The sequence below is a fragment of the Spirillospora sp. NPDC049024 genome, assembly GCF_040649235.1.
Taxonomy (GTDB): domain Bacteria; phylum Actinomycetota; class Actinomycetes; order Streptosporangiales; family Streptosporangiaceae; genus Spirillospora.
Window position 1 is genome coordinate 22438 of record NZ_JBEZFD010000034.1, and the last position, 12790, is coordinate 35227.

12 protein-coding genes and 1 CRISPR repeat array (1 of these 13 cut by a window edge) are annotated in these 12790 nt (G+C 69.3%); all 12 genes read left to right on the plus strand.

Going from position 1 to position 12790, the window contains the following annotated elements:
- Nucleotides 1-5 precede the first annotated feature (5 nt).
- The 12 genes from AB0C21_RS39930 (at nt 6) to AB0C21_RS39985 (ending at nt 12324) form a co-directional block, all read left to right on the plus strand.
- Nucleotides 6-1271 carry a hypothetical protein gene (locus AB0C21_RS39930; protein ID WP_500211407.1) on the plus strand — a complete coding sequence of 422 codons (1266 nt, stop codon included), beginning with the start codon at nt 6-8 and terminating at the stop codon, nt 1269-1271.
- Nucleotides 1261-2736 (plus strand): SCO6880 family protein, encoded by a 1476-nt coding sequence (locus tag AB0C21_RS39935; protein WP_500211408.1) that lies wholly within the window; start codon nt 1261-1263, stop codon nt 2734-2736. Before AB0C21_RS39930 ends, AB0C21_RS39935 begins: the two co-directional genes overlap by 11 nt.
- A 16-nt stretch (nt 2737-2752) precedes the next feature.
- Nucleotides 2753-4198 carry a putative type IV secretion/conjugal transfer ATPase gene (locus AB0C21_RS39940; protein WP_500211409.1) on the plus strand — a complete coding sequence of 482 codons (1446 nt, stop codon included), beginning with the start codon at nt 2753-2755 and terminating at the stop codon, nt 4196-4198.
- Nucleotides 4195-5988, plus strand: a complete 1794-nt coding sequence (locus AB0C21_RS39945) for a type IV secretory system conjugative DNA transfer family protein (RefSeq protein WP_500211410.1) — start codon at nt 4195-4197, stop codon at nt 5986-5988. The genes AB0C21_RS39940 and AB0C21_RS39945 overlap by 4 nt, the downstream gene beginning before the upstream one ends.
- Nucleotides 5989-6046: 58 nt before the next feature.
- Nucleotides 6047-6448 carry a DUF4913 domain-containing protein gene (locus AB0C21_RS39950; protein ID WP_500211411.1) on the plus strand — a complete coding sequence of 134 codons (402 nt, stop codon included), beginning with the start codon at nt 6047-6049 and terminating at the stop codon, nt 6446-6448.
- Nucleotides 6449-6488: 40 nt separating this feature from the next.
- The gene (locus tag AB0C21_RS39955; RefSeq protein ID WP_500211412.1) at nt 6489-7280 is read left to right on the plus strand and encodes a hypothetical protein; all 792 of its coding nucleotides are present in this window, start codon (nt 6489-6491) and stop codon (nt 7278-7280) included.
- Nucleotides 7281-7316: 36 nt separating this feature from the next.
- Nucleotides 7317-8138 (plus strand): hypothetical protein, encoded by an 822-nt coding sequence (locus AB0C21_RS39960; RefSeq protein ID WP_500211414.1) that lies wholly within the window; start codon nt 7317-7319, stop codon nt 8136-8138.
- A gap of 51 nt (nt 8139-8189) precedes the next feature.
- Complete coding sequence (locus AB0C21_RS39965) at nt 8190-9026, plus strand: hypothetical protein (RefSeq protein WP_500211415.1); 837 nt, start codon at nt 8190-8192, stop codon at nt 9024-9026.
- 90 nt (nt 9027-9116) lie between these two features.
- Entirely contained in the window at nt 9117-9557 is a 441-nt protein-coding gene (locus tag AB0C21_RS39970) for a hypothetical protein (RefSeq protein ID WP_500211416.1), read from the plus strand.
- Between the two features lie 5 nt (nt 9558-9562).
- Nucleotides 9563-10312: a hypothetical protein gene (locus AB0C21_RS39975; protein WP_500211417.1), complete on the plus strand. Its 750-nt coding sequence runs from the start codon at nt 9563-9565 to the stop codon at nt 10310-10312.
- 122 nt (nt 10313-10434) lie between these two features.
- Nucleotides 10435-10818, plus strand: a complete 384-nt coding sequence (locus AB0C21_RS39980; protein ID WP_500211418.1) for a hypothetical protein — start codon at nt 10435-10437, stop codon at nt 10816-10818.
- Nucleotides 10819-10842: 24 nt separating this feature from the next.
- Nucleotides 10843-12324, plus strand: coding sequence for a hypothetical protein (locus AB0C21_RS39985; protein ID WP_500211419.1), 1482 nt, complete (start codon nt 10843-10845; stop codon nt 12322-12324).
- Between the two features lie 114 nt (nt 12325-12438).
- A CRISPR array of direct repeats spans nt 12439-12790; the repeat unit is 29 nt; unit sequence GGGACCATCCCCGCGTGCGCGGGGAGCAC; it runs 1752 nt beyond the window's last position.

Consider the following 12790-nt stretch of genomic DNA (forward strand, 5'->3'; position numbering starts at 1 on the left):
GGCACATGCTGGACGAGGCCGCCAAGTCGTTTCAGTCGGCGGTCGGCTGGCTGATCTCCAACACCGCCGCCTGGTGGGTCAAGACCCCCTCCCCCGACCTGGAGGGCGAACCGGCGATCGGGTACCTGCAGCTCCTGGTCCAGCCGCTGACGATCGCGGTCGCGGCACTGGCGTTGCTGGCGGTCGCCGCGCGCATGGCGCTGTCGCGCAAGGCGGTTCCGCTGATCGACGCCGGACGCGGCCTGGTCGTGCTCGCGACGGTCACCGTGATCGGCACCGTCCTTCCGAATCTGCTGCTGCAGTGGGGTGACCAGTGGTCGGGCTGGGTGCTGAACGCCTCCTCGCAGGGAGACTTCGCCAAGCGGATGACTCAGATCGTGATGGTGCCGAGCGGGACACCGGCCGCGCTGGTCCTCATCCTCTGCCTCATCGCGCTGATCATCGGCATCATCCAGGCGATCCTGCTGCTGTTCCGCGGAGCGGCGCTGGTCATCTTGGCCGGGCTGTTGCCGCTGGCGGCCGCAGGTGTGATCACCACCTCGACCCGCTCCTGGTTCACCCGCGTCTCCGGCTGGATGCTCGCGCTGATCTTCTACAAGCCCGCCGCGGCAGCGGTGTATGCGACGGCGTTCACGCTCGTCGGCAAAGGCAAGGACCTGCGCGTGATCCTCATGGGGTTCGTGATGATGCTGATCAGCCTGATCGCCTTCCCGGTCCTGCTGAAGTTCTTCAACTGGACGACCGGCGGCACCGAATCAAGCACCGGCGGCGGCATCCTCGGCGCGCTGATGGGCAGCGCCACCGCGTTGGGCGCGCTGCGCGCCTACGGCGCCCTGGGCTCGGCAGGTGGCCGGTCGGACTCGGCAGGCGAGCACGCCGACTACCTGAACCAGCAGCTCGGCGACCAAGGCCCGCCAGCGCCGCCGCCGTCCGGCGACGACCCTGCCGACCAGCCGCCCTCCCCGCCCGGTCAGCCACCTGGCACATCGGCACCGGCCGGCGGCCTCGGCCATCACTCTTCCGATCCAAGCGCCCCCGCAGGAACCAGCAATCCCGGCACCGACCATCCCGGGTCAGGGCAGCCCGCGCCCGACGGTCACGGGTGGGCTCCGCCCGACGGCGGTCACGGTGAACCAGTCGGACCCGCCGGCCTCCGCGCGGCCGACCGGGAACGCCGTCGCGGTGAGGACACCGTCCGCTGGGCCGCCACCGGCGGCTTGGGCGGACCGACCGGCGCGGCCGGAGGAGGGGGTGGCGGCGGTGGAGCATGACATCCGCACCTACGGCGGCTGGCGACGCCGCCAGGGCATCGGCCTGCTCGGCCTGGACACCACCTCGACCTTCATCGCGCTCGGCACCGCGATGCTGCTCGTGCTGGTCGCGGCCACCGCCCCGCGACTGCTGGTCTACCTGCTCCCGCCCGCGCTCATCGGCGGCGCACTGAGCCTGATCCGGGTCGGTGGCGTGCCGCTGGCGCGGATCGTTCTGGCGCGGTGCCGCTGGCATTGGGGCGTGTGGCGCGGCCACACCCGCTACCGGGCCGGCGTCGTCATTGACCACCCCCGCGCGTTCCAACTCCCGGGCGTGCTCGCGCCGCTGACGCTGCTCAGTGCCGAGGACGGCTACGGCGGCCGGTACGGGATCGTGTGGGACCGCCGCGCCGGTCTGCTGACCGCCACGCTCAGAGTCGTCCCCGCCTCGACCTGGCTGGCCGACCGCAGCGACGCCGACACCTGGGTCGCCTCCTGGGGCGGCTGGCTCGCCGCACTCGGACATATGCCCGCCGTCCGCTGGGTGAGCGTGACGGTCGACACCGCCCCCGAGCCCGGCTCGACACTCGCCGACGCCGTCGACCGCGCCGTCGTGGACACCGCGCCGGAACCGGCCCGCACCATTATGAGCGAACTCGTCCGCACAGCTCCCGCAGCAGCCGCCGATGTCGACACCCGCGTCTCGATAACCTTCGATCCCAAGGCGTCCGCGGCCGGCCCGAAGGACCTGTTCGAGGCGGTCGCCGAACTGGGCCGCACGCTGGACGGGCTGGCTTCCCGGCTCGGTGGCTGTGGCGTGTCCGTGCTGGGACGCGCCACCGCGGCCGAGATCGCCGGGGCGGTACGGATCGCCTTCGACCCCGATGCGCGCGGTGAGGTGAACCGGCTGCTCGCCCGCCCGAACTCAGAAGAGATCCTGTCGTGGGCTGATGCCGGACCGGTCGCAGCGACCGAGCACACCACCCATTACGAGCACGACGGCGGGCACTCGGTGAGCTGGGCTTGGCACGAGCCACCCCGCCAGAACGTGCGCTCGGACGTCCTGGCCAGGCTGGTCGCGCCCGGCCCGTTCCCCAAGCGCGTCACCTTGCAGTACCGGGCGTTGCCCGCCGCGGCGGCGAGCCGCGTCCTGCAACAGGAGGTCAATGCGGCGGCGTTCCGCGCCCAGTTCCGGCGCCGCACCGGCCGCGACGAGACCGCCCGCGACAGCTGGGACGCCGCCCGCGCCCGCCAGGCCGCCGCCGAGGAAGCCATGGGCGCCGGGGTCTGCCTGGTCTCGATGTACGCGACCGTCACCGTCACCGACCCCGGCCAGCTCCAACGCGCCGTGGCCCAAGTGGAGGCGTCCGCCGACTCGGCCAAGATCCGGCTCCGCCGCCTGTGGGGCAGCCAGGCCGCCGGATTCGCCACCACCCTGCCGTGCGGAATCTGCCCACCCGAACTGTCTCGCCGCCTCTTGCACTGAACCGGAGGAACCGAGCTTGCCCAACGCCGAAACCGCGGCAATGTCCGAGCCGCTCGCCCCGCCGTGGGGCTGGCGCGGCCCAGCTACCGGACGCGCCGCGCACGTCGAAGCCGCCCCGGAGTTCCAGGCCACGACCAGCCAAGTCTGCGGGCTGTACCCCTTCACCGCCGGCTCAGGAACACCCACCGCCGGAACCCCGATCGGACGCCACCAGCTCTGGGGCGAGGTCGTCTGCCTCGACCCACTGGCCTGGCTCCGCGAAGGCCTGGTCACTAACCCGGGCATGTTCGTCCTCGGGCAGCCCGGCACCGGCAAATCCACCCTCGTCAAGCGCCTGGTCACCGGCGCCGTCGCCACCGGCACCACACCGATCATCCTCGGCGACACCAAACCCGACTACAGCCTGCTGGTCGAGTACCTCGGCGGCCAAGTCATCCGGGTCGGCCGCGGTTTCGACCGCATCAACCCTCTCGACGCCGGGCCCCTGGACCAGGCACGGCAACGCCTCACCGGAGCCGACGCCGAAACCCTGCGGTGGGAAGTGCGGTCCCGGCGGCTCTCGCTGCTGCTGGCGCTGGCGACGCTCGTCCGCGAAGCCCGCATCACCAACGCCGAGGAGGTCCTCCTCGGCCGCGCCATCGACCTGCTCGACGAGCGCCTGGCCAATGACCCCACTGTCGTGGACGTCCTGCGCATCCTGGAGCAAGGCCCGGACGAGCTGCGCTCAGCGACCCGCACCGACTCCGCCGAGTCCTACCGGGCCCAGACCCGCGACCTGGTCTTCACCCTCGACCTGCTCATCTCCGGGTCGCTCGCCGGCGTCTTCGACTCCCCCACCACTCGTCCGCTGAACCTGGACGCACCGGCGATCAGCGTCGACATCTCCCGCGTGCGAGCCGCCGGCGACAAGCTCCTCACCGCCGCGATGCTGTGCACCTGGGCCTACGCCTTCGGCATGGTCGACGCCGCCACCGCCCTCGCCGACCTCGGCGCCGCCCCGCGCCGCTCCTACCTGGGTGTCATGGACGAACTGTGGCGGGCGCTGCGCGGCGCCCCGGGCCTGGTCGAGCACGCCGACGCCCTGACCCGCCTCAACCGCGCCAAAGGCATGGCCTCGATCATGATCACTCACTCGCTCTCCGACCTGGACGCCCTGGCCACCGAGGAAGACCGCGCCAAGGCCAAGGGCTTCGCCGACCGCTCCGCCATCACCGTTCTGGCCGGACTCCCGCCACGCGAACTGGCCCGCGTCCACGAGATCACCCCTCTCACCGGCCCCGAACAGCGCCTGGTGACCTCCTGGTCGGCCCCCGACTCCTGGCAACCCGGCGCCCGCCACCCCGGGCGCGGCAAGTACCTCATCAAGACCGGCGAACGCCTCGGCATCCCCGTCGAACTCTCCCTCGTCGGCCCCGAAACCGACCTCTACGACACCGACCAGGCCATCAGAGGTGCTGGATGACACGGGCGCTGGGGCCGCGGGCATCGCTGTGGCATTCCAACGCGGGTGCCGGATGGCTGGTGCTGGCCGCCTGCTGGACACCCATCGTCGTGCTGTGGGTCGTATGGATCGCTGCCAAGCTTTGCGCGGTCGCGACGGGCGGGACGGTCATGCCCTTCGGCTCCGATTTCGCGATCGCCCTCGCCAAAGGTCAGACCAGCAGCACATGGCCGGGAACACCGACACCGCTGGTCCTTCTCATCCTCGCGCTCCTGGTCACCGCGGTGGTGTGTGGCGCCTGGGAGATCTGCTCGCGTATAGCTGCGCGCCTGCCCCAGCCTGGAGATGCTGTCGCCGCGCTCGCCGACAACCCGGGCCTGACCGCCCTCCAACCCGATGCGACCGCACGCAAAGCCATCGCGCTGAGACGATCTCTCGCCAAGTCCGCCCCAGAGGAGTTGGATCGGGACGACATCGGCCTCGTCCTGGGCGACGTCCTTCTCCCCGGCGAGCGTTCCGGCCCGACGTTGTTCGCGTCGTTCGAGGACACCGTGGTCGCGTTCATGGCGCCGCGCTCAGGCAAGACGACCACCCAGTCGATCCCACACGTCCTCTCCGCGCCGGGCCCCGTCATCGCGACCAGCAACAAGGCCGATCTGTGGTCAGCGATCGCCACCGTCCGCGCGAAACGCACGGGCGGGGAGATCTGGCTGTTCGATCCGCAGCACATCACCTACCAGCCGCAAGCCTGGTGGTGGAACCCGCTCGCGGGCCTCTCAACCGTCGAGGACGCCCACCGGCTCGCCGGGCACTTCGTCCTCACCGTCGACGACGGCCAGAAGAAGGACCTGTGGGGGCCGGCCGCACAAGACCTGCTGTGCGCCTTGTTCCTGGCCGCCGCAACCTCCGGCCGCTCGCTCCATCATGTGGCGCAGTGGCTGGACGAGCCGGCCGTCCCCACACCGATCGAGCTGCTTCAGAAGGCCGGGTTCCAGCTCATGGCCTCTTCGCTCAAAGGCACGCAGAACGGGGCCGTCGAGACGCGGGACGGCATCTACCAGACCGCTCGGACGGCGGCCAAGGCACTGCGCGACCAGGAGATCCTCGCCTGGGTCACCCCCGCCCGCGACCTGCCGGTCTTCGACCCGGACGCGTTCGCGACCTCGCGCGACACGCTGTACCTGCTGTCGAAGTCGCTCTCGGCGGCGGCTCCGCTGATCGCCGCACTCACCGACACCACCATGCGTGCCGCCGAGCGCCGCGCCGAACAAGCCGGCGGACGTCTGGACCCGCCGCTCATCGTCGCGCTGGACGAGGCCGCCAACATCTGCCGCATCGCCGATCTCCCGCAGCTCTACTCCCACCTCGGCTCACGCGGCATCATCCCGGTCACCATCCTGCAGAGCTACGAGCAGGGCGTCACCGTCTGGGGCGAGCCCGGCATGGCCGCCCTGTGGGGCGCCGCAACCCGCAAACTCATCGGCGCCGGCATCGACTCACCCCGCCTCGTCCGCGACCTGGCGACCCTCATCGGGCAGCACGACGTGCCCGTCCGCTCCATCACCTACAGCGACGGACGCGCCAGCGAACAGATCTCGCTGCGCCGCCAGGAAATCCTCGAAGCCGCCGACATCCGCGCCCTGCCCACCGGCACCGCGCTACTGCTCGCGACAGGCACCAAACCCGCCCTCATCCGCCTGCGTCCCTGGTACGCCGGACCGCACGCCGCGGCCATCAACACGGCGATCAAGACCGCCGATATCGCCATCGCTGACGCCGCCCGCCGCCACTACCACCGCGACACCAACTGATCCGCCCCCTGTCCATGAAAGGGCCCTGCGTGCACAACTCGACCGCTCTGGAGGCTCCATGTCCCGCCCCGATACCCCACGCACGAACGACCAACGTCTCAAGCCGCTGTATCCGGATGTCACCGCCTGGGTGACCCAGCACTTCGTCCCGATGTACCGGCGCACCCTCGGCGGCGAATTCCGCTGGTGCGCCGAATGGTGGCGGCACGGCGAAGCCATCTCCCGCCTCACCGCCCTGTGGTTCTCCTGGGAGGCGATGCGGCTGCAGGGCGCCACCGGCATGGCCCTGTGGTACCGCGACCACCTCGACCACCAGATCCCCGTCCTGCTGGGGCCACGCGGGCCCTTCTACCAGTGCACCGAGAACGAGCATCTGGCCCCGCACCAGGCGCGCGTCATCCCGGTCCCCGCCTGGTGGCTGGGCGTCGACCAAGACGACTTCGCCCCGGCGGACGCATGAACTCGCCTCGGACGCTGCGAACCGCTGACTGGAGGTCCATGTGACTGGACGCCTGGCTGCCGCTGCCCTGGCGCTGGACGCCTACGAACAGCACCTGTTCGGGGATCTTGCCCATGGGCACCGCAACGACCGCGCAGAAGCCGAAGGGCTGGTGCACGCCCTCGTCGTTGACCTCATCACCTACGGCGAGAGCAACCATTTGGACGTCGTCGACCTCTTGGACGCACTCGTACAAGCCCGCATCGACCGCGGCGGGGCCCTGAGCAACCCTCTCTACAGCTTCCGCCTCAACACCGAAGTCCAGTTCCGCGACCGAGACGCCGACGACCACTGCGGCTTCATCACCGAACTGAAGTCATCCGGCTCCGGACAGGACGCCGAATGTGTCCTGCGCGTCCCGGGGCTCATCGACCCGCAGCACACCATCACCTCGCAACTCGAACCGGCCACCCGGCTGGTCCCAGTACCGACTCGCACCCGCGGGATCGTCTTCTCCGCGCTGGAGGCCGAAGACACCATCATCGAGATCCTCGGCGACCTTGCGACCAAGCGGGACACCGCTCCTGCCCCTGAGGTAGTCGCGGATCTGAAGGAGCTGTCCACCGCCCTGGCTACCTGGTCCGGCACGACACCCCAACGGGTCCTGCACCACCTGCGGCACCAGGCGAGAGTCTCCCCGCCGTCGCCGGACGACCGCTCATCGGCCGCCCGCCGCGCCGCGTCCGCGTTCCCGAACAGCATCGCCGCCAGCCTGGCTGGCGAGCAACCGACCCCGTCAACCACCAGCCGGCCCGAGCCGCCAGGCACCAAACCACGTCCCCGCCTGAAGTGATCCCGCCTTACCCGCTCAGTCATCCGGAGGTACTGAATGCGCGAGCATGACGAGGCAGTCGCCAACGCGCTCGACACCTACCAGCGGCAAGTTTTGCCCGACAAACTTCCCAGCCACCGGGCCGACCCGCTGCTGGCCGAGTTGCTCAGCAAGTCGCTCATCGATCAACTCGTCCGCTACGCCGAGCGCCGGGACCTGAGAGTCGACGACACCTTGGCCCTGCTCCATCAGGAACGACTCGATCGCGGCGGGCGGGCCGACCACCCGGTCGAACGCTTCCGGCTCGCAAGCGAGGTCCAGTTCCGGCAGGAGCGCACCGCCACAGGGGCCAAGCCGCGGTTTCCGCTGTGGCGCGGCTTCATCACCGCACTGGCAGCCTCGCCAGACGGCGGCGCACAGTGCACGGTCCGCGTGCCGGGCATCCACCAAGGTCTGCACGTTACGGCGTCCGAGCTGGAACCGGCCGATCCGTTCCCGCCGCTCTCCACGCGAACGGCTGGTGTCGTCGTCAGCGCCCGAGGCGCCGAGTCGACGATCATCGACATCGGTGTCCGGCTCAAGCGCGCCGCCGCCAGCGGCCTCGTCGCCGACGAGCAGGCGCTCACCGACCTCGCACAGCTGACCATGAGGCTGGGGACCTGGTCCGGCGGCCGTCCCGACGCGATCATGCGTCACCTCCACGACCGCATCCTGGCCGCCGTTCAGAAGCCGGTCCCGCCGGGCCGAGGACGATCTGAAGTGCGGCTGTCCGCAACCGAGTTCCCCCAGGCCCCGGTTCCCTCACCGTCGCCCGACCGACCGCCCAGCACAAGGCCCAGCCCAGGCAACCGGCCTAACCCGCCCAAGCGCCACACCTGAGTCCCCCTCGCCACCTCGCATGCCACCCGCACTCGAACCCATGGAGGCCGAATGGCCGAAGCCGGCGCCGAAGAGTTCGCCGAGTTCGGAGCCGCAGCGTTGGACTCCTTCCAAGCCCTCTTCGAGGAGACCGAGCACCTCGACCACCGAAGCAACGACGTCCACGCCCGCGAGCTCCTCGGCGACCTGCTGATCGACTTGATGCACTACGCACAGCACCGCGGTCTGGAGTTCAACGACATTCTCGCCCAAGCCAACGGCTACTACCTCAGCGAACGCAACAGCCCCGACGTCTACGCCATCGGCTCGACCATCCAACTCGAAGGACCGGCCGCCGACGAGGCGGCCCTGCTCGGGCGACCGACCCGGGGCAGCGTCACCGGAATCCACGTTCCTCATGAGGGCCCGACCGAGTACTACGTCCTCTTCCTCGGCGAGACCAGCAGCCGCAGCGTCCCCGCCGCCGACCTCCGAGAGACTGCACCGTTCCCGGCCACGTCCACCACGAGGGGCATCATCGGTGACCCACTTCTGGCCGAAGAGGCCCTCGTCGAGGCGATGACCCGGATCGGACGGGCCGACCTCGCCGGCGTCCCACCGCACCAAGACGATCTCAACGATCGCCAGGTCCTGCTCGATGCCCTGGTGGCCTGGAACGGCATGGACACCCGTGACGTCACCGACCTGCTGCTGGCCGAGGTAGAGCAACGACTAACCCCTGCCCAAGCCGAGATCGAAGTCGAGGACACAGCGCTCAGCCCCGGCCAGCTCGCCGCACGGGACTTCCCCATACCGCTGGAACAAGGACTCACAGAGCAACACCCCGGCCCGCGCACAACGCCCCACTCCGATGCCCGTGGCAGCAAGCGCACCGGCCATCGCCGCTAGCCGCCACCACCTGGAAGAACTCGGCACGACAACGCATCCCCATAGGCGCGCTATCGACCATAAGCAATGAGGTTCGAGTACAGCGTTTTTATGCACGCATCTGACGTCCTGAGGACGGGCGTCCACGCCACGGAGGTCCCACTGAAGTACTTCTTCGACTACGCCGCCCGACAGATCAAGACGGCCGACTCTCTCCCCACGCTCCTCGCAGCCGCCTTCATGGGGATGGAACTGATCGAGCGCGCCACCACCGTCCTGGCCCAATCCGCACCCGAGGACGCCTACCAGACCGCCCTCGCCGAGGCGAGCGACGCTTGGTGGGCTCTGGCCGACGCTCCCACACTCACCTGGCCGGACCGCTCCCTGTCGGACACCGACGTACCGGAACTCGCCAACTCCATCGCCGCCCTGGTGATGATCGTCGCCGAAGCCATCCTCAACGTCGCCTCCAAGACCACCGATCCCGCCGATCGAGTGGCCTGCCTGCGAGCCGTCCACCACGCCGGCAACGTCCACGCGGCCATGAAGTAGGCCCCATGCCCCACAACGCCAAGCGCATCGAGCGCGCCACGCACACCCTGACCGTCTACGAGCTGGACGCCTTCCCTGGCAAACCTTCCCTTCTGCAACGCGACCCCTTCTATACCGAGGCCCTGCTCGCCGCACTGGTCTGCGACCTAGAGCACTACGCCAACTACCACGGCATCAACTTCTCCGGCGTCGTCAGCACCGGCCGCGCCCTCAACGCCGAAGAGGTTTCCGAGGACGCCCCCTACAAGCCCGGTGACCAGGTACGCCTCACCCGACAGGACGCCCGCTGCGGCACCGTCATCGGCTGGCAGACCACCGGCCCCGACGACGAGACCACCTACCTCGTCGCGGTGCCCGGCATCCCCTACATCTACGCCGAGCCAGCCGCGTACTTGGCGCCCGCACCCGCGTTCCCACCGACCAAAACGATCCTCGGCACCGTGAACTCCGCCGACCAAGCCGAACAGCTCTACATCAACCTCACCAAACAGCTCCCAAACGCCCCGGCATCAACCCGCCCCAAGCTCGAAAACGACTGCCAACGGCTCCTGGCCGTACTGAGCGTCTCCGCGTCCCGTCTCCACAACGAACTCGTCCCGCGCCGGGCCGCGGCGAGGTTCCGGCAGCCCGACACCAACGCCGCCGCCGCGGACTTCCCCACCGACATCGGCCACAACCTCACCGCAGCACCGTCGGACACTCCCGACCGCAAGCGGCCGCCACCCGCGTCCTGCAGATCAACTCCCACCGCATAGCCACCGATCGGAGCACCCCATGGCCTCGACCTAGGCGCCCCCTGCAATCGCGACCAAACCCATGCCGCACCCATCAAGCCGACTCTCGGACCGGCTCAACCGTGCACCCGGAGGACACCGCGATGACTCACGAACGCCAGCACCAAGACGTCCGCCACAACTGGTTCACCGAGCTTCTCAACAGCGCCCTCAACGACCTCGCCCACGCCGAGCGCGTCATCACCGCCTACGCCGCCCAATCCCCAGACGGCTTCATCGCCTGGGGCATGGCCGAAGGCGAAGCCGTCCAAGCACACCAGGCACTTCGCCAAGCCCCATCCCTGCGCGCCACCCTTCCCGCCGACCACACCGGCCAGAACGCGACCGCCGACGCCCTGTTCGACCTCGCCCGCAAGACCTCCCAAAGCCTCGTCCGGGCCGCCGAACTGGCCAGCGATCCCGACGACAAGCTGGCCTGCCTCCAAGCCGCCCTGCACGCCGGACGCCTACGCGACGCACTCCGGTAGCGGCCCATGGCCACGTTCGGGGAGATGACCAACCTCGCCAACGAACACCTCACCGACCTCCGCAACCAACTCCACCTGGCACGCTTCGAAAGAGACATCCGCAGTCGCACGACCCTGCCTGAGCTGGCACGCCTCGCCCACGTCCTCGCCCGCTACCACGACCAGATCGCAGAAGGCTTCGGCATCCCCGATCCAGCCGGCACCGGCGTGCGGGACGGCGCCCGCCGCGCCAGCGACCTCATCAAGCAAGCCGAAGACCTCCTCGGTCCACCCGCAGCCACTGAAACCCCACGGTCGGCCCTGGCACAGAAGCTCCGCGCCACCTCTATCGCCCTGGGCTGCGGCCTGGACCTACTGTCCACACACTTCCCCACCGCCCATGACCAGATGACCTCAGCGACCGCGGTCGTGATCGCAGCGCCCGACAGCGCCCGCTCCCTGCTGCACCAACTCAGCGTTCACACTTCCACCATCGGCCACTTGGCTTGGCGCACTCCTGCGCCCACCAGCCAGGCCGGCGTACTGCTCCTGAAGGCGGCGTTCCTCTCCCGCATCTACAGCGAGAACCAGACCTCACCGACCATCACCGCCGTCCAGCCCCAGCACACGCCGGACCGCATCCCTCCCGTGGTCGGCGAGGACGTCACTCAAGCCCTCGCCGGCATCGACACCAGCATCCAACGGCTGAACAACCCGCAGACCACTACCTCGATCACTACTTGGCGCTACCTCGCGCGAGCAGCCGCCATCATCTGCGACATCGGCTCAAAAACCGTCCACCAACTGATTCACCGGATCAACGAGCTGAACGAATCTGAGCGCCTACCCGCTCTCAAAGAGGCGGCAACAGACGTACAGCACACCGGCCGCACCTGGAGAACCATCATCCGGCGCTGGGACGAGCACATCGGCCACTACGGCCACCCCGCCAACGGCCCGGCCACCGACGCCAGCGACCTCATCATCCGCCTGGGCCGCCTCATACACGCCGACCCCGCCTGGACGCCAAGCCCTCACGCATCCAGCCGACTAAAAGCGCCCCATGAACTGGCCCCCGACCTCACCGACGCAGCAACCGTCGCCGCGGTCACCCTCAAAACGATCGAAGCCTGCAATAACCTCGCCGCACACCACCACGCCGCCATCAACGACGCAGCCACCATAGGCGCAGTCAACCGGCACAACAAATACCCAACCCACCTGCCGCGCGTATCTGTATCGGTGCGCGAACTATCAACCCGCTATGACGCAGCCCGGATCAGAGGCAACCGAGCCATCACCACGCTAGGTCACGTAATCCAAGACCTCCTCTCCCCCGACTCCATACCTCAAGAAGTAGGCCTGATAATCCGTCGAGCCACCACTCTTAACGAGCAGAACCAACCCAAGCTGGCCGCAGCCGACTTCCCAACCACACTCACCGAACTCCCCACCAATTCGAACAACTGCGCGGGGCCGCCCGCCCGATCCTCCCTCAAAGCTGAGAGGGGGCATCGGCGCTCGTGATGACCGCACCCGGAAACCGGCAGGCTCTCCCTTCCCATCGCAGGGCATAACCCCAGCTGCCAAATTCCTGCACGCTCGGGGAGCACAGCCTATGCCCGTCCGCCGTCCCGGCCGGGGACCATCCCCGCGTGCGCGGGGAGCACATCGGCAAGTCCACCCTGGCGATGTTCCTGGCGGGACCATCCCCGCGTGCGCGGGGAGCACGACAAGGCGATCACGCAGCACAACGGATACATGGGACCACCCCCGCGTGCGCGGGGAGCACACGTCGCCGGCGCGCGGGATTGCATGGCCGATGGGACCATCCCCGCGTGCGCGGGGAGCACCGCAAATCTCGGCGTCGCGTGGACCGCCCGCCGGGACCATCCCCGCGTGCGCGGGGAGCACGACTCCCAAGCCATCACCAATCAGCTCACTCAGGGACCATCCCCGCGTGCGCGGGGAGCACAGGATCCGACCGGTTGGG